Genomic DNA, 17,729 nt, shown 5'->3' on the forward strand with positions numbered 1-17,729 from the left:
TTTTCCAGGCCCATGTCTCAGTTTTTGTTCAGGCAACCCAGCACCGACACAGATTTTCAGTCGCCGCTTTCGCTCTTTGAGCTGCACCAGCAGATCAGGGAAGAACTGGAGTTGTCGTTTCCGGAAAGCTACTGGGTAATTGCAGAAATATCACAGGTTTCGCCTGATAAACGCAAAGGGCACTGCTACCTTTCGCTCGTAGATAAAGGCGATGATCCGCGCGGACAGCTACAGGCACAGGCGCGGGCTACCATCTGGAGTGCCCGGTTTCAAATGGTAAGCCGCCATTTCGAAGAGAAAACAGGACAGCAACTGAAGGCAGGTCTTAAGATCCTGTTCCAGGCCAAGGTGAGGTTTCATGAGTTGTATGGCATGAGCCTCGATATCTTGAACATCGACCCGAACTATACCATCGGAGACCTGGCAAGGCAACGGCAGGAAACCCTGAAAAGGCTGGAGGCAGAAGGATTACTCACTGCCAATAAAGAGCTGGAGCTCACACCTGTACCGCAAAGGCTGGCAATCATTTCATCGGCTACGGCAGCAGGGTACCAGGACTTTATTCACCAGCTACAGCACAATGCCTACGGCTATACCTATAGCACCACGCTTTTTCCGGCCACCGTACAGGGCAACGATGCCCCGGCATCTGTGAAAAAGGCTTTTACCCAGGTTGCCCACCATGCTGGCAGGTTTGACGCCTGTATCCTGATCCGTGGCGGTGGATCTCAGACTGACCTCAGCTGCTTTGATGATTATACCATTGCGGCTGCTATCAGCCACTCTCCTATTCCGGTATTAACGGGTATAGGCCACGAACGCGACGAAAGTATAGCAGACCTGGTGGCGCATACACGGCTAAAAACCCCGACTGCTGTTGCCAATTTCCTGGTAGAAAGACTGCGGGAGGCTGAAGAACAGGTCGAAAACATGGCGGATAGTATTTACATGTTATCATCGCAGCTGGTGCGGGTAAACTCCGACCGGCTGGAACGTAAAAGCCTCCAGGTTTCTAACCTCACGCAGAACCTCTTATCGGTTGGTAAAGAGAAGCTAGAGCAACTGTCGCGGGCACTGCTTGTAAAGCCCAAGACCTACCTCGACAGCCAGCGAAACCAGGTGACGATCTGGGAACAAACACTGCGGGCTGATACCAAAGACCTGCTGTATGAACGGGAAAAGCATTTAAGTGAATTAGCCGTATGCGTGGAAGGGAAAAGCCAGCGCTTCCTGCACCTGAAAGAACATGAGCTGAACCACCTGGTGCATTGTGTAGAAACAGAAGCAAAGGATAAGCTGAAACAGGCACAGCTTCAGCATGCCCGTATCAGCGAGAAAATGAAGTATAGCGCAAAAGAAAAATTACAGAACGAGAATCATAAGATCCGCCTCCTGGACATCAGCATAAAGGCAAACGATCCGGAGAAGCTGCTGCTCAGAGGCTATACATTAACCCTGATCAATGGTAAAATAATTAAAAGTATAGGACAGGTGAAAGAGGGCGACGTAATGGAAACACGTATGCAGAATGGAACTGTTCATAGTATAGTGGTAAACAAAGACGAAGATGACAAATAAAGATATACAAAGCATGACTTACCGGGAGGCAACGCAGGAGCTGGAGGAAATACTACGAGCCATAGAAAACGACTCGGTAGATGTGGATGAACTTACCCAGAAAGTGCAGCGCTCTTCGCAGCTTATTAAGCTGTGCAAAGAAAAGCTTCGCAATGCCGAGAATGCCATCAATCAGGTTTTTAATGAAGAAAATTGCGAGGCACCTGGCTCCAGGGCTCCGGAAGAGAAGGGTGCTGCCACAGGCAAACTGTTTTAAAGCTACTTTATTACTGCCAGTCCACCTATGGCACCTGAACCCATACAATTTCGCCGTATAGTTTCGAAGGATTTTGAAAAAGCGGCTGTCCTGAAACAATTATACGAGACTGCTTTTCCTGCCTCGGAGCGACGCGATTTTGGGGTGCTGCTGGAGCTTCTGCAGGAGCCGGCTATGTACTTACATGCAGTCATACTTAAGGGCAACATAGTAGGATTGATAGTGCATTGGAAATGGGAAGATATACTGTACCTGGAGCATCTGGCAATTGTTTCTGGTATGCGCGGCAGAGGTATAGGGCAACAGGCAATGGAATGGCTATTGAAACATAACCAGCAAGTATGTATACTGGAAGTAGAAAAACCGGAGGATGAAGCATCTGAAAAGCGAATCGCCTTTTACAAACGCCTGGGCTTTCGCCTACACTCTGAGTTTAATTATGCGCAACCTCCTTATCGAAGAGGCGAAAAAGCAGTACTTATGCTGCTTATGTCGAAACCTGCTGTGCCTGCAGTAACCGAACTACCACAACTAGCCTCTCTCATACGGGAGCAAGTATATGAAAAGTATTACTCACAGAGTTAAAATTAGAAATTATGAATTAAAAATACTCCTCTGTCAAATTTTTACCTTGCTACATCAACGTAATATATTCTGACAACTACCTTACAGGAACATTAAGAATTTTTCAAATTCTAATCCATAATTTCTAATTTCTGGTTTAGCAAAGCTTAGTGCAGGTTTTCACTTTCCATTTCTTCCTGCTTTCCTTCTTTCTTCTTCTGCACCAGGCGACCGAGCAGTTTGCGGGCTTCGCTGCAGGTATCGAGGTGGTATTTTGCCACAGAGTAGGCATTCCCGATTTTTACGGTATAAGCTTCGCGCGGCATAGATTTAAAGATTTCTTCATCACCCCAGTCGTCGCCGATAGCCAACACAAAATCGTGCGGGTACATGTTCAGCCAGCGTGAAGTAGCCCTTCCTTTGTTAATTTCATTTGCCTTAATCTCCACCGCCATCTGGCCGTCCAGCACCTGCAGGTTACTGTTAGATGCCAGGAAGTTTAAGTGGCTCACCAGCTCACGTGCCCGCAGTTCACCTAAACCAGTCTCTACCCTGCGATAATGCCATACCAGCGCATAGTCTTTCTCCTCGATAAACGAACCAGGCGTACGATCCACATAAAGGTCCATAATCAGGCGGATATCCCGCTTCCAGTCGTCCATCAGGCTTAGCATGGTTTGCCAGCCGGTATCGCTTTGTTTTACCCAAACACCATGCTCGGCAATAATATCTATCTTCAGGTGGCCCAGCCAATCCTGCATATTGTCTTTGTCGCGGCTGCTTACCACCACTACTTTGTTTCGTGGGTTACTGCTCAGCTTCTCCAGCAGGGCCATCAGTTCTTCGTCAGGTCTGGCCATCAGCGGCTTCGACTTAAAGTCAACCAGGGCACCATCATATTCCAGGAAGAAGAGCCTGGTGCTGGCAGTATCGTAAGAATCACGCAGCTCGTGGAAAGTAGCTTCGTCCAAATAGCTGGTAGCCATAGACATTTGCTTGATCTTTACATAAGAGAGCCTGTCCATGAACATGCTTACCCAATGATGGATGTTGTAACGCTTAAGCGAGTCCTGCATGTGGCTCATAGAAAGCTTCTGCTGTTCTTCCGGCATGGTTAACGCCTGACGCAGGGCTTCCACCAACTGGTTAATATCATTCGGGTTTATCAGCATGGCTTCCGACAGCTCTTTAGAAGCACCGGCCATTTCACTTAAAATAAGCACCCCTTTCTGATCCAGCTTACTCGCCACATACTCTTTGCAAACGAGGTTCATCCCATCGCGCATAGGCGTTACCAGAGCAATGTCGGCCATGCGGTACAGGGCAGACAAAGTTTCCAGCGGATAAGAGCGATAGAAATACTGAATCGGGTTCCAGTTGATATGGCTGTATTTACCGTTGATACGGCCTACCAGTTCATCCACCTCCTCTTTCAGCTCTTTGTATTTCTCCACCTCATCACGCGAAGGCACCACCAGCATCACAAGGGTTACTTTCTGATGAAACTCCGGGTACTTTTCTAAAAACAGTTCAAAGGCTTCGAGGCGCTGCGGTATACCTTTAGAGTAATCCAGGCGGTCGATAGACAGCACGATCTTCTCGGCGGTAAGGTTGCTGCGGTAAATTGTTTCTCTTCTCTTTACCTCCTCTGTATCCGCTATAGAAGAATACTTATCGTAGTCAATTCCCATTGGGAAGGAATCTACTAAAAGCGAACGTGCCCCTGTGTTTATCCAGCCATGCATACCGCCATGGCCTACCAGCCTGTTAACAGAGCTTAGGAAGTGGCGCATATCATCGTAGGTATGGAAGCCTACCAGGTCGGCACCAAGCATACCTTCCAGTATTTCTTTGCGCCATGGCAGTAAGCGGAACACCTCGTAAGAAGGGAAAGGAATATGCTGAAAGAAGCCTATGGTACAATTTGGCAACCGTTCCCGGAGCATAGAGGGCAATAACAGCAGCTGATAATCGTGCACCCAGATGGTATCTTCAGGCCCGGCCTGTTGTATAATTTCTTCGCAATATTTTTGATTTACAGAAACATATGTTTCCCAAAGCTGCTGATCATAAACGGCATACTGACTAAAGTAGTGGAAGGTAGGCCACAAAGTTTCGTTACTGAAGCCCTCGTAAAACTCCTTTATTTCGGTTTCAGTTAAAAAAACAGGGTACATATTCTCCTGTTCAAGATCTTTTATGATCCTGGCCTGCTTCCCCTTATCTTCTACAACCATGCCCGGCCAACCAATCCAAAGGTTGTCGTCCTGTTTGTAGATAGAACCTAAGCCCGTTGCCAGACCACCCTCACTTGTTTTGTACTGAAGTTCGTTGTCCTTTTCCTGGAGCTTTACGGGTAATCTGTTTGATACAATGATCAGTTTCGCCATCTGTTATTTTAATGTTTTGCTAAAGGCACCTTAAAGCAGTACTGTGGGTGCTTCAGCAATGCTTATTGGGGTTATATTTATTTTTAACAATAAAAATTGCACTCTTAAATTTTAATTATAATACGTAAGACTTGCTTCACACGTTTTATATATATAGCAATTTTACTATAATTAAATCAGCAGCAGCCTGTTTCATTTTGTTGCACCTCAAAATAAAACCTAATCGGACCTTCATAAGTACATTCCGAGTTACTGATGATTTAGTTTATGCATGCTTAAATTGTATTTTTCTTCTCGCTCTGGTAGATCAAGAATTCATAACTCCCTATGAAACCACTTTTCGAAAATTTGAAAGAACTGGACAATTTAGTAACCGGGCTCGCTATCATAGCTGCTGGAGCTTTGATCGGTCTCATTATCAAGTTTATATTTTTTAAACTACTATCAGTTTATAATAAACGCTCGAGCCCCCATTTTACTACTGCGTTCTACAGGCATATGAGCAACCCCATGTCGGTATTCCTACCGCTTCTCTTTGCCTCATTTGCAGTTACCATCACTTCTATGCCCGATCATGTGCAAGCCAACTTTAAAAGAGTGTTTGAGCTCTTGAATATTGGGGTGTTCGGATGGCTCATGATCAAGCTAACTTCTGTAGTTGAGGACATAATACAAATTAATTATCAATTAAGCAAGGCAGATAACATTCGGGAACGAAAACTTTTAACACAATTAGGTTTCTTAAAGAAACTGATAATTGTACTCATCGGGTTTATGACCATCTCGCTTATCCTGCTCAGCTTCGATCCGGTAAGGCGCTTGGGGACTGGCTTGCTTACCTCGGCTGGTATAGCTGGCATAGTAGTAGGTTTGGCGGCACAGCAGTCTATTGCCAACCTGCTGGCTGGTTTACAACTGGCTTTCTCCCAGCCTATCCGGATAGATGATGTCCTGGTTCTGGAAGGAGAATTCGGACGCGTTGAAGAAATAACCCTTACCTATGTTGTGCTGCGGATCTGGGACCAGCGCCGCATGGTTTTGCCCCTGAAGTATTTTATAGAAAAACCTTTCCAGAACTGGACCCGGTCAAGCTCCGAAATATTGGGAACAGTTTACCTTTATACAGACTATACCATACCTGTAGATGCCTTGCGCGAAGAACTTAACAGGATTCTGGCGGCCACAGATCTATGGGATGGCAAAGTAGCCGGCTTACAGGTAACCGACTCAAAGGAAAGAACCCTGGAGCTAAGAGTGCTGGTAAGTGCCGTTAGTTCTGGTATTGCCTGGGACCTGCGTTGCCTGGTACGGGAAAAGTTGGTTACTTTTATACAGCAGAACTACCCGAACTCCTTGCCTAAGGTAAGAACAGAGTTGATAGGAGACTTCAGGAGTTAAAACAGGAAGTGCTGGTATCACTTTCTGCTGCATTATTCGTTACCGAACAGGCTTTACCTGTAAAAGCACTAATATTAAATACACAACAGCTACTAATGAATTACTTTGAAGGCATTGACCCTGGCCTCGTAGAATGGGTAATTATCCCGGTTCTGATTTTCCTTGCCCGGATACTGGATGTAACCCTGGGCACACTACGCATTGTTTTTATTTCGAAAGGCGAAAAAGTAATAGCTCCGCTCCTGGGTTTCCTGGAAGTACTGATCTGGCTCATCGCCATGACCCAGGTTATGCAGAACTTAAATAATGCAATTTCTTACCTTGCCTGGGCAGCTGGTTTTGCCACAGGTAATTTTCTGGGGCTGCGGATAGAGCAGAAGCTTGCACTGGGGCAGGTAGTGGTGCGTATTATTACAGCCGAGCCAGCCGACACCCTTATAGAAATGCTGATCAGCCGCGGCTACCGCCTCACCTCTGTCGATGCACAGGGCACCCGCGGGAAAGTAGACCTGCTCTTTATGATTGTCAGGAGAAAACGGCTACAGGAGGTAATCGATATCATCCGAAATTACAATCCCAATGCCTTTTACTCAGTAGAGGATGTCAGGTCGGTATCGGATGCAGAGGTGCCACAGGATGAAAAGAGCAGCAAAACCAGCTTTAGAAAGTTTTTCCCGCTCCGGAAAGGGAAGTAGAGTTACTGGTATAACTGTATTTACTACTGTTACTTATGCAAAAGGAACATATACGCACATTTACCGGAAAACTTTGAGGATAACTTAAGTAGGCTTAATTTTGAGTAACTTTAAGTGCTACTTGCCCCATTCTTATGCTTTATAAAGGACTTTTGCTGTTTTTTTTGTTCCTGCTCTATGGTTATTCGTCTTCTGCGTCAGCAACAGACAGTTTGCTTAAGGAGCTAAACATCACCATCAAGAACAAAGAGCACTATATAAAAGCTAAGCAGGAGCGAATAAAAAAGTGGCACCAAACGCTTCAAAAGGCAAACCTTACGCCTATCCAGCAGTTTGACTTATATAATAAGCTGTACTTCGAATACAGGTCCTTTAAGTATGACTCTGCCTACACTTACGCACTAAAGCTCCAGGACTCAGCATCCCAAACCGGCGATTCTACCAGGTTAACTTACGCTACATTAAAGCTGAGTTTTACTTTGCTATCATCAGGTATGTTTAAAGAAACATTCGACTCTTTAAATGAGGTTTCTCTCGCCCAAACGCCCGATAGCATCAAGGCAGAATATTATGAACTTATGTCTCGCGCTAACTTCGATTTAGAGGCATATAACGAAGGTAACCTATACTCAGACAGTTATATAACAAGAGGAACAAGGTACATCGACTCTGCCCTTGCCCTCATCGACAACAATACGATAAAATTCTTTTACTTAAGGGGAATGAAAAGCCTTAAAGAAAAGAATTATGGAAGTGCTGAAAAAGACTTAGAACTGATCCTGGCAAAGTTTAACCCTACGCAGCACGAATACGCCATGGTAGCTTCGTTGCTTGCAGGTGTTTATAAAGAAAGCGGAGATACAGGCAAAGCAATAGATATGATGATTAAGGCCGCTATTGCTGATATTAAATCAGCAACCCGGGAAGCCATTGCCTTACTAAATGTAGCCGAATTACTCTACAGGACTGGAGACGAAGCCAGAGCCTATGTCTATATAAAACAAGCTCTGGAGGATGCCACCTTTTACGGCGCCAGACAGCGGAAAATACAAGTAGCAGCCATTCTGCCGATAATTGAAGGCGAAAGACTGGCAACAGTAGAAAGCCAGCGCGGCATTTTAATGATTTACGCCATAGCTGTGTCACTATTGTCTTTGCTGGTTGTTATTTTCTCTTATATAATTTTCAGACAGCTTAAACAACTAAAGCTGGCGAAGCAAACAGTAACGGAAGCCAATACGAGCCTGCAGATTGCAAACGATAAGTTAAAGGACATTAACCATGTGCTGCAGGAAAAAAATGAAGAACTGCTAGAGGCAAATAAGATTAAAGAAGAGTACATTGGGTATTCTTTTAATATGTATACAGAATACCTCGACAAGATTGAAAAACTTAAAAAATCCATCGATAAAAAAGTGATGAACAGAAGGCTGGATGAAATCAGCCATGTGTTGGAGTCGGTGGATATGAAAAAAGAGCGCGAGGATCTTTACCATAGTTTCGACAGAGTGTTTATCAAGCTGTTTCCCAATTTCGTAACTGAATTCAACTCTTTTTTCCGGGATGAAGATAAGGTTGTGCTGAAAGACAACCAGTCTCTGAACATTGAATTGCGTATTTTTGCGCTTATCCGTATCGGAATAAATGATCATGAGCAGATTGCCAAGATACTAGAATACTCTGTCAGGACAATTTACAACTACAAAACCAAGGTAAAAAGCAGATCCATCCTTTCAAATGAGGAATTCGAGGACAGGATAATGGAAATAAAGGCTTTTTAGCATCTTCTTCTTTTATAGTTCTAATCTTCTTTCTCCTACCTTCTTTATCTTTCCAGACATCATTCTTCATCATTTGCATAAGCCATATTTCAGCATAAGGATAAAGCCATCACGATTGCTGATCAAGCACTCTTTGTGTCATATTTCTACAAAAAAGCAGTTACTCAAGAGTTACTTTAATTTACCTAAGTAATTCCACAATCATCAGTAATTCAAACAATTACAAGAATGCGAGTAATTACTTTTTACCTTTCACATCAATAAATTGACCTTACTTACAGATGTCTTTATGTTTGCTATACTTAAATGCAAGCTTTAGGTGCCTGCTGGCTGCGCCTGTTTACAACTACTTCATTTATCATCTGCAGCTTGGTTATGCTTAGAAAGTTTATAGGTCAAATTTTAAACACAAATGTCATATATGAAGAAAAATGTACCTCAATGTTTTCATTGGGCTAACCCCGATTCGCCCTACCCTGCAAGTGCGGCACATGCCAAAAGTTACAGACTTTTGCTGCTGCCTCTCCTTCTTCTGCTCCTGTCTTTTTCGGCTATGGCTCAAGGCAGCGTTACCATATCAGGAACAGTTACGGATGATAGCGGGACGGCATTGCCTGGAGTTACCGTGCTGGTGAAGGGAACAAGTACTGCAGTTCCAACAGGCGCTAACGGTAACTTTAATATTAATGTGCCGGATGGAAATGGAACTCTGGTCTTTTCATTTATTGGCTTCCAGCCCCAGGAAATTCCGGTAAATAACCGCACAACTATCAATGTGACTCTTACTACGGATGCAAAAGCCCTGGATGAAGTAGTGGTAGTTGGGTATGGAACTGCCTCCAGAAAAGATGTTACTGGTGCTGTTTCTTCTATTTCTGCTGAAAATTTAAACCAGGGAGCCATTACAAACCCATTACAGCAGATAGCAGGCCGGGCCGCAGGGGTTAATGTTTCGCAAACGGGCAGCGAACCCGGATCAGGCCCGAGTGTCAGGATAAGGGGCATCACCTCTCTGATCGGCGGAAACGACCCTTTGGTTGTCGTAGACGGTATTCAGGGCAATATGGACCTGCTCAACCAGGTGCCGCCCAGTGAGATTGAATCAGTAGATATTCTAAAAGACGCCTCTGCTACAGCTATTTATGGTTCCAGGGGTGCTCCTGGAGTTATTATTGTTACAACCAAAAGAAATAAAGCCGGCAAAACGACCATCGAGTACAATGCAACTGCCTCTATGGATTACCTGGCAAATAAACTTGATGTATTAAGTGCTGAGGAGTGGTGGCGCCAGGCGCAGTTAAACGGGGTGCCGGCTTCTGCAAATCATGGCTCTGATACCGACTGGCTGAACATTCTTAGCAGGACAGGTACAACACAAAACCATACACTTTCTTTTGGGGGCGGATCAGAAAACTTCAACTACCGAGCCTCTCTAAGCGCCATTTTACAAAATGGTATCGTTATTAACTCTAACAACCAAAAGTATATTGGCCGCATACAGGCAACACAATATGCCCTCGACGACCGGTTAACAATTACCATGAACCTCAACAGCGGGGTTAACAATACAGTAGGCAGCCCGGGAAGTGTATACAGGGCATCTTTTACTTCCAACTTAATTACCAATGCCTATCTGATGCGCCCTAATGATCCGATTTTTAACACCGACGGCAGCACCTACTATACAGACCCTAATGTTTTTGAATATTTTAACCCCTACGCCATTGCTCAGGAAGTAGTAAACGAAGGCAGGAACAACAACTTATTTGGCAGCCTGCGAACGGATCTTGAGATCTTTACAGGATTAACAGCAGGCTGGTTTGGCAGTTGGCGCAAAACTGACAACAACTGGGGATATTACCTGCCAGCTGCCTCTACGGTTGCTTCTGCCATCAACAACAGGGGCATTGCCAACATTAATAACAGCAGACAGGATGAGCGGCTCATGAATATCAGCTTAACCTATAAGCGTGAGATCGGAGACCATTCCCTGAACGCACTTGCGTTATATGAATGGCAAAATCAAACTTATCAGGGCAATTATACACAAGCGAGAGGATTTATAAACGATCTGGCTACTTACAATGCACTTCAGCTCGGGGACTTGTCCAGGGTTCAGCCAGGAGACATATCATCGTACAAGAACGACAGGACGCTTGTATCTTTCCTGGGACGCGTTAATTACTCTTTCCTGGACCGCTACCTGCTTACACTCAGCCTAAGAAGAGACGGTGCTTCTGTTTTTGGAGCTAATCACAAATGGGGTAATTTCCCGTCGGCTTCGATGGCTTGGCGCATTGACCAGGAGCCTTTTATGGCAGGGCAACGCTTGTTTGATGAATTAAAGCTGCGCGGAGGATATGGAATAACAGGTAACCAGCAGGGTCTATACCCGCAAAACTCCCTTTCACTGGTAGGGGCAGCAGGCGTAACATATTTTGGAGGTAACGAAATTACCAACTTCAACATCACTCAAAATGTAAACCAGGATTTAAGGTGGGAAACAAGAAAGCAAACAAACGTAGGAGTCGACTTTGCCCTGCTCGATAACAGGCTAACAGGATCGGTTGATGCTTTCACGGCCACTACAGATAATCTGCTCTTTAATTATACAGTTCCACAACCTCCTTTTCCTTTTGGAACCATTATGGCCAATGTAGGAAGTATCCGTAACCGTGGTTTAGAGTTTGCACTGGGCTATAAATTAATTAACAGTGACCATACAACTCTGACCCTGGCAGGAAACTTATCGCTGCTGGATAACAAAGTACTTAACCTGAGCGGAAGCATAAACGGTGTGCCCCTTAACACCAATTACGTTCCGTGGGGACCAAACTCATACCTGATAGAAGGAAGGCCAATCGGCACTTTCTTTATTCTGCAGCATGCCGGCAAAAATGAAGCTAACGCCGAAATTGTAGAAGATCGTGATGAGAACGGCACTATTGACCAGGGTAACAGAAGCCCGGACAGAGCTTTTGAAGGCTCAGCCCTACCTACTCATACCTATGCCTTTACCCCATCCTTCAGACACAAGAATTTAGATATTTCGATGGTATGGAGAGGCTCTGGCGGCAATAAAATATACAACGGGCTGCGCCAAAGCCTCAGTATGCTGGAAAACATAGGAAGGTCTAACGTGCTGGAGAGTGCAATTCCGCTTGGAGTATATACTTCTCAATACGGGTCGGACCTGTGGCTGGAGAACGGTTCCTTTTTAAGGTTCGAAAACCTGACGGTTGGCTATAACTTCCGTCCTGTAAACCTTAAGTATATAGACGCTCTGAGGTTATCTCTTACAGGAAACAACATTCTCTTATTTACTAAATATTCGGGTATAGACCCAGAGCTGAATGTAAGCGGAGGAAACGGCTTCGGCGGGGACTACGGCATTTATCCGCGTACCAGAAGCATTGCATTAGGTTTAAATGTAGTATTTAAATAGCATTAACATAAGATGATGAAGAATATAATTATAATCACCTGCTTTAGCCTGTTATTGTTCGCAGGATGTACTGATGTGGATGAGGAAGTGTACGACAAATACCCTGCTACAGAATTTTATGGCTCGCCCGAGGGATCTGATGTAGCGCTGGCAGGCGTTTATTCGCAAATCGGAGGCAACTGGAATGGTGTGGGGTATGCAGGTGCCGATAACGGATGGTACGACCTGAACACCATGTCTTCTGACGAGCAGGTAATCCCGCACCGTAACACAGGAGACTGGCAACTGGACTTTGCTCGCCTGCACCTGCACCAGTGGTTACCCTCCGACTATATCATTAACAATACCTGGAACTGGCTATACCGAGCAGTATTTAATGCAAACCTGGCCGTTGAGCAGTTAGAGGCTGCACAGGCAGACGCCTCTAAAATTGCAGAAGCTAGAGTTTTAAGGGCCTTTTTCTACTATCTGCTAATGGATGATTTTGGAAACGTGCCCTTTTATACTGAAAACAACACAACAGTTGATCAAATTCCTCAGATAAGCCGGCAGGAGCTGTATAATTTTGTGGTGGCAGAACTAACTGATAACGTAGATAAGCTGTCCGCATCTAAAGGTGGAGCATACTATGGCAGGTTTAACCGCTGGGCTGGCTATGCGCTTCTGGCCAAAGTATACCTGAATGCAGAAGTTTATACGGGCACTCCCCGATGGCAGGAATGCCTTGCTGCCTGCGAAGAGGTTGCTGCAGGAGGTTTTTCGCTACACCCGGGTAATGCCAGCGCTTCCAGTCCGCTGGGCTACCAGTATTATGAGTTGTTTGGAGATGTACTGCCTGACGATGAGACCATACTGGCCATTTTTGTAAGAGCCAATGTCGTGTCCAGAAATATTTTTTCTATCCGCAGCTTAAACGGTCCGCATGCCCTGGAGCTATTCGGCTTTAACGGTTGGAACGGCACGATTGTACCCCGTAGCTATTATGCCCTGTTCAGCGAGAATGATATTCGCAGGAGGCAGTTTCTGGTAGGACAACAGCCGGGAGGCGTAAACTACTCTCTGGAGGTTTCATCATTAGATAACCCCGGAGCTGACAGAAATGCCGGAGTGCGTAATATAAAGTTCTATCCGGTTGCCCCCATGGATGGAGGTGGCGCATCTAACGACTTCCCTATCTACCGCTTTTCAGACATCATGTTAATGCAGGCCGAATGCCAGGTACGCCTTGGTAATGCAGGAGCAGCTAAATCGTTAATAGATGCCGTAAGGCAGCGGGCCGGCCTTCAGCCTTTAGCGGCTAACCCAACGCTACAGGATGTCTACCTGGAAAGAAGCCTCGAGCTAAACTGGGAAGGCCACCGCAGGCAGGATATGATCAGGTTTAATACTTTTTTAGCTGCCAATGAATTCAGAGGTGCCTCTGCAAGCTACAGGAAATTATTCCCTATCCCAACGGCTGCTTTAGATGCCAATCCTAATCTTAAACAAAACCAAGGTTATTAATTACAACATAACATGAACAGACATATAAGTAGATGCTTAGCTTTTGCCATTACGCTATTAGTATGTGTGGCTTGCGAAAAAGACCCTGAGCTGACCGTCCTGCAAAAGGTGCTGTTTACTTCGGCACCTGAGGTATCTGCCACTAGCCTTGTACTTACAGAAGAAAATGCAGAGGGGCAGGCCCTGAATGTTACCTGGCCGGAAGTAAAATACCCCGTGCAGGCACCAGTAACATACAGTATACAGGTTACTTTGCCGGCTGATACGATTGGAGCAAATGCCTGGAAAAATGCCTTTGAAAAAGAGATCGGCGACGATGCTACAACAGCTTCATTTACAGTAAAAGAATTGAACGACATTGCAAAGAACCTGGGGCTGCAGGCAGATGCTGAAGGAACAATAGCGATTCGCGTTAAAGCGTACCTCGATCGCGAAGCCTATTCGCAGGCGGTAGTTGTTAAAGTTACTCCTTACCAGACGTTTACCAGCTATCCGGCTTTATGGGTTGCAGGCGATTTCCAGGGCTGGAATATAGAATCAGCACCTACTATTGTTTCGGTTAATGATAATGGCATATACGAAGGCTATATCTATATACCAGCAGGCGGCACAAACGAATTCAAAGTGTATGCACAGCCTAACTGGGAACCTGTTTCGTACGGCGACGGTGGAGACGGCAACTTAATCGAGGCAAATTTTGCAGGCGCCAATTTTCAGGCACCATCAGAGGGCTACTATCTCTTCTCCGTTAACTTAAACACCATGAAGTATATGCTGATGAAAACTTCTTGGGGCATGATAGGTGGCGCAACCCCAGGCGGCTGGGACTCAGACACAGAAATGACCTATAACCCCAATAACCAAACATGGTCTGTAACAGCAAACATGACAGCAGATGGTTCTTTTAAATTCAGGGCGAACAAAGCATGGCTGCTCGATTTTGGTATTAACGGCGATGGAAAACTGGCCTATGCAAACCATCCGTGGCTGGACTATGTAGATCAGCCGCAATTAACTGTTCCTCAGAATGGCAACTATACCATTACCCTGGATTTACACGTGCCGGGTAATTACACTTATACAATTAAAAAAAATTAAGCAACTGTGCTGATGCAGGTGCGACGCCCCCTGCATCAGCACTTCAATACTGCACCTGGTTGATGTATAACATCTGGGTGTAAAACCAGGCCAGGGTATCAGAACTATTTAGAAAGAACTGCCCATGAATACAACAAGGTTTTCCTACTTAAGGAAAGAAAAGAGCACAGGAAATATCTGTCATAGCATACCAGCCAAAGCTACAAGGCTGCTTCTACTATTGGTGGTCGCTTTTGCCGGTTTTGCATGTAGCAAGGAAGAAGCTGTTCCCGGTGAGACTCCTGCGGTGAAGGAGGAAACAGCTAAGCAGTATGATGTACCTTTTAAAAATGTTCCGGCTACATCTGATATTGCCATGTATGAAGTAAACCTGAGGGCTTTCAGCTCCGCAGGAAACATAAATGGGGTACGGGCAAGGCTTGATGAGATTCAAAATCTAGGTATAAATGTCATCTGGCTAATGCCAATCTATACAACCGGAGAATTAAAAAGTGTTGGTTCTCCCTATGCAGTTAGAAACTATATGCAGGTAAATCCGGCCTTTGGCAATTTAGAAGATTTACGCTTGTTGGTTAAAGAAGCACATAGCCGTAATATGGCTGTTATTTTAGACTGGGTAGCTAACCATACCGCCTGGGACCATCCGTGGATACAAAATCCAACCTGGTATACCAGAGACGCTTCCGGTAATATTATCAGCCCGCAGGGAATGGGCTGGACCGATGTGGCCGATCTGAACTTCTCCAGCCAGGCATTGCGAAAAGAAATGATCAAGGCTATGAAGTACTGGGTACTGGAAGCAAACGTGGATGGATACCGCTGCGATCACGCAGATGGTGTCCCTACTGATTTCTGGAAACAAGCCATTGATACCTTACGGAATATTCCTGACCGGGACATTATCATGTTTGCCGAAGCCGGTAAAAAAGAGCTCTTTAACGCCGGATTCGATTTGATTTTTGGTTGGGACTTTTACAACAAGTTGAAAGAAATCTACAATAATAACACAGCTGCTTCGGGCTTAACAACTGTTCATATAAACGATTATAACAACGTGCCTGGTGGTTCCCATATATTAAGATGGATAGACAACCACGACGATAATGCTTGGGAAGGTACCCCGATAAGCTTTTTTAAAGGCCAGCAGGGCGCTCTAGCTGCTTTTGTGCTTGCCGGTTATATGGGAGGAGTTCCGCTGATCTATAATGGGCAGGAAGTAGGGAATCCGACCCAACTCTCTTTTTTCAACAACAGCACCACTAAAATCAACTGGTCGTCCAACCCCGGTACACTCACTGAATACAGAAAGTTAATGGCTTTCCGGAACAGTAGTAATGCTGTGAAGCGCGGCTCTGTACAAACATATAGTTCAAACGATGTGGCAGCTTTTAAGCGTACAGACGGAAATGAAGAAGTTGTAGTAATTGTTAATATTCGTAATAACACAATTAACTTTCAGCTTCCCTCTACCCTGGCCAGCACCTCCTGGCAAAATGCTTTAACCAACGAATCGGTTGCGCTCAGCAGCTCAGTTTCACTTGCGCCATACAGCTATCTAATCTTAAAAAAATAGGATGTGTGCCACACCGTCAGTTCAAAATACATAAGTAAGGTTTCATGAACAATATTAAACTTTTACTGACAGGCTTATGCTTGAGCCTGTCGCTGCTCTGGCAACACCAGCTACAGGCACAGGGGCAGATCACACAAGCTGGCAAACCTTTCCAGAAAGTACCAGATCCCCGTGATGCCGTCATTTATCAAATCAATATCCGGGCGTTTAGCACAGACGGAAATTTTAAAGGAGTTATACCCCGCCTGGACTCTATAAAGGCTTTGGGCGTGAACGTAATTTACCTGATGCCCATTTATCCCATCGGCAAATTAAAATCTGTCAACTCCCCCTACTGTATCAGCGATTACAGAGCTATCAATAGCGAGTTTGGGGAATTGGAAGATCTGCGCAAGCTGGTAGAGGAAGCCCATCAGAGGGAAATGGCGGTGATCCTGGATTGGGTAGCGAACCATACTTCTTATGATCATACGTGGGTGCAGCACAAGTCATGGTATTTACAAGACTCTCTGAGGCAGATAATCAGTCCGCCAGGCACCGGCTGGAATGATGTAGCGCAGTTAAACTTTAAGAACAAAGAAATGCGCCAAGAGATGATCAATTCTATGAAATACTGGATAGCTGCAGCCAATATCGATGGCTTCCGCTGCGACTATGCCGATGGCCCGCCTTTCGACTTCTGGCAACAGGCAGTAGATACTTTAAGAGCAATAAGTAACCGTAAGCTGTTATTGTTAGCAGAAGGTAGCCGCAACGATCACTTCAAGGCCGGATTCGACTATAAGTTTGGGTTTAGATTCTTTCAAACTTTATCTGAAAAGGTTTATAGCGAAAACAAACCTGTTACGCTGCTACAGGAGGTTAACGCTGCTGAATATGATGGAGCAACCAGTACAGAGGCAAGAGTAGTCAGATATACCAGCAACCATGACGTGAACTTAACCGACGGCACACCTTTAGAACTTTTCGGTGGAAAGCAGGGAGCATTAGCGGCCTTTGTAGTGGCAGCTTATATGAAAGGAGTGCCTATGCTATACAATGGCCAGGAAATTGGATACAACAAGCGGCTGCAGTTCTTTTCCAGAACCCCTATCGAGTGGTCATCAGCAGATTATAAAGCAGAAGCTGAATATAAAAAGATTATTCGCATTTATAACAGCAATAAAACCATCAGAAGAGGTGAGTTAACGGATGTAAGCAGTAATGATGTCTGCGTTTTCACTAAAGAACTCGACGGGGAAAAGGTGCTCGTCATGGCAAACTTCAGAAAGGAGCCGGTTCAATATACAGTTCCCCCTGCTTTAGCGAAAATAACCTGGAGAAACGCTTTTAGCGGTGCAAAAGAAACAGTGCGTAAACCTGTTTCCTTAAAACCATTCGAATACCTGGTGCTTCGCCAAATAAAAAAATAAAATGATTAATAAGCTGTTTGCAGCTCAGGGTACAAA

Annotated in this window: 12 protein-coding genes; 11 read left to right on the top strand and 1 reads right to left on the bottom strand. The window is 45.1% G+C overall.

The features are described 5' to 3' along the window. The first annotated feature begins 12 nt into the window (after positions 1 to 12). From xseA to C1N53_RS10655, 3 genes are read left to right on the top strand one after another with little or no spacing between them, the layout of a single operon-like run. Positions 13 to 1,578 (top strand): exodeoxyribonuclease VII large subunit, encoded by a 1,566-nt coding sequence (gene xseA / locus C1N53_RS10645; protein ID WP_137759290.1) that lies wholly within the window; start codon positions 13 to 15, stop codon positions 1,576 to 1,578. Further along, entirely contained in the window at positions 1,568 to 1,834 is a 267-nt protein-coding gene (gene xseB, locus C1N53_RS10650; RefSeq protein ID WP_137759291.1) for an exodeoxyribonuclease VII small subunit, read from the top strand. Before xseA ends, xseB begins: the two co-directional genes overlap by 11 nt. 27 nt (positions 1,835 to 1,861) lie before the next feature. Then, complete coding sequence (locus tag C1N53_RS10655) at positions 1,862 to 2,419, top strand: GNAT family N-acetyltransferase (protein WP_137759292.1); 558 nt, start codon at positions 1,862 to 1,864, stop codon at positions 2,417 to 2,419. Positions 2,420 to 2,565: 146 nt separating this feature from the next. Here C1N53_RS10655 and C1N53_RS10660 read toward each other — a convergent pair whose 3' ends face one another. Beyond that, a complete protein-coding gene (locus tag C1N53_RS10660; RefSeq protein ID WP_137759293.1) occupies positions 2,566 to 4,788 on the bottom strand; it encodes a bifunctional alpha,alpha-trehalose-phosphate synthase (UDP-forming)/trehalose-phosphatase in 2,223 nt (740 codons plus the stop codon). A gap of 510 nt (positions 4,789 to 5,298) precedes the next feature. Here C1N53_RS10660 and C1N53_RS10665 point away from each other — a divergent pair. The 8 genes from C1N53_RS10665 to C1N53_RS10700 all read left to right on the top strand — a co-directional run bounded on the left by C1N53_RS10665 (position 5,299) and on the right by C1N53_RS10700 (position 17,693). After that, positions 5,299 to 6,186, top strand: coding sequence for a mechanosensitive ion channel family protein (locus C1N53_RS10665; protein WP_240773458.1), 888 nt, complete (start codon positions 5,299 to 5,301; stop codon positions 6,184 to 6,186). Positions 6,187 to 6,281: 95 nt separating this feature from the next. Beyond that, complete coding sequence (locus tag C1N53_RS10670; protein ID WP_137759295.1) at positions 6,282 to 6,881, top strand: DUF2179 domain-containing protein; 600 nt, start codon at positions 6,282 to 6,284, stop codon at positions 6,879 to 6,881. 212 nt (positions 6,882 to 7,093) lie between these two features. Beyond that, positions 7,094 to 8,662, top strand: a complete 1,569-nt coding sequence (locus C1N53_RS10675; RefSeq protein WP_137759296.1) for a DUF6377 domain-containing protein — start codon at positions 7,094 to 7,096, stop codon at positions 8,660 to 8,662. A 421-nt stretch (positions 8,663 to 9,083) separates the two neighbouring features. Further along, positions 9,084 to 12,107, top strand: a complete 3,024-nt coding sequence (locus C1N53_RS10680) for a TonB-dependent receptor (RefSeq protein WP_206077640.1) — start codon at positions 9,084 to 9,086, stop codon at positions 12,105 to 12,107. A 12-nt stretch (positions 12,108 to 12,119) separates the two neighbouring features. Then, positions 12,120 to 13,610 (top strand): RagB/SusD family nutrient uptake outer membrane protein, encoded by a 1,491-nt coding sequence (locus C1N53_RS10685; protein WP_137759298.1) that lies wholly within the window; start codon positions 12,120 to 12,122, stop codon positions 13,608 to 13,610. Between the two features lie 12 nt (positions 13,611 to 13,622). Beyond that, the gene (locus tag C1N53_RS10690) at positions 13,623 to 14,708 is read left to right on the top strand and encodes a SusE domain-containing protein (RefSeq protein ID WP_137759299.1); all 1,086 of its coding nucleotides are present in this window, start codon (positions 13,623 to 13,625) and stop codon (positions 14,706 to 14,708) included. Positions 14,709 to 14,832: 124 nt separating this feature from the next. Further along, complete coding sequence (locus tag C1N53_RS10695) at positions 14,833 to 16,281, top strand: alpha-amylase family glycosyl hydrolase (RefSeq protein ID WP_137759300.1); 1,449 nt, start codon at positions 14,833 to 14,835, stop codon at positions 16,279 to 16,281. Between the two features lie 44 nt (positions 16,282 to 16,325). Beyond that, a complete protein-coding gene (locus C1N53_RS10700) occupies positions 16,326 to 17,693 on the top strand; it encodes an alpha-amylase family glycosyl hydrolase (RefSeq protein ID WP_137759301.1) in 1,368 nt (455 codons plus the stop codon). Positions 17,694 to 17,729: the final 36 nt, after the last annotated feature.

Origin of the sequence: Pontibacter sp. SGAir0037 (assembly GCF_005491705.1) — a bacterium.
Lineage (GTDB): Bacteria > Bacteroidota > Bacteroidia > Cytophagales > Hymenobacteraceae > Pontibacter.

Coding starts and splice junctions, on each gene's coding strand:
- C1N53_RS10685 (WP_137759298.1), top strand. CDS start 12,120: ATGATGAAGAATATAATTATAATCACCTGCTTTAGCCTGTTATTGTTC.
- C1N53_RS10655 (WP_137759292.1), top strand. CDS start 1,862: ATGGCACCTGAACCCATACAATTTCGCCGTATAGTTTCGAAGGATTTT.
- xseB (WP_137759291.1), top strand. CDS start 1,568: ATGACAAATAAAGATATACAAAGCATGACTTACCGGGAGGCAACGCAG.
- C1N53_RS10690 (WP_137759299.1), top strand. CDS start 13,623: ATGAACAGACATATAAGTAGATGCTTAGCTTTTGCCATTACGCTATTA.
- C1N53_RS10695 (WP_137759300.1), top strand. CDS start 14,833: ATGAATACAACAAGGTTTTCCTACTTAAGGAAAGAAAAGAGCACAGGA.
- C1N53_RS10680 (WP_206077640.1), top strand. CDS start 9,084: ATGAAGAAAAATGTACCTCAATGTTTTCATTGGGCTAACCCCGATTCG.
- C1N53_RS10670 (WP_137759295.1), top strand. CDS start 6,282: ATGAATTACTTTGAAGGCATTGACCCTGGCCTCGTAGAATGGGTAATT.
- C1N53_RS10700 (WP_137759301.1), top strand. CDS start 16,326: ATGAACAATATTAAACTTTTACTGACAGGCTTATGCTTGAGCCTGTCG.
- C1N53_RS10665 (WP_240773458.1), top strand. CDS start 5,299: ATGTCGGTATTCCTACCGCTTCTCTTTGCCTCATTTGCAGTTACCATC.
- xseA (WP_137759290.1), top strand. CDS start 13: ATGTCTCAGTTTTTGTTCAGGCAACCCAGCACCGACACAGATTTTCAG.
- C1N53_RS10660 (WP_137759293.1), bottom strand. CDS start 4,788: ATGGCGAAACTGATCATTGTATCAAACAGATTACCCGTAAAGCTCCAG.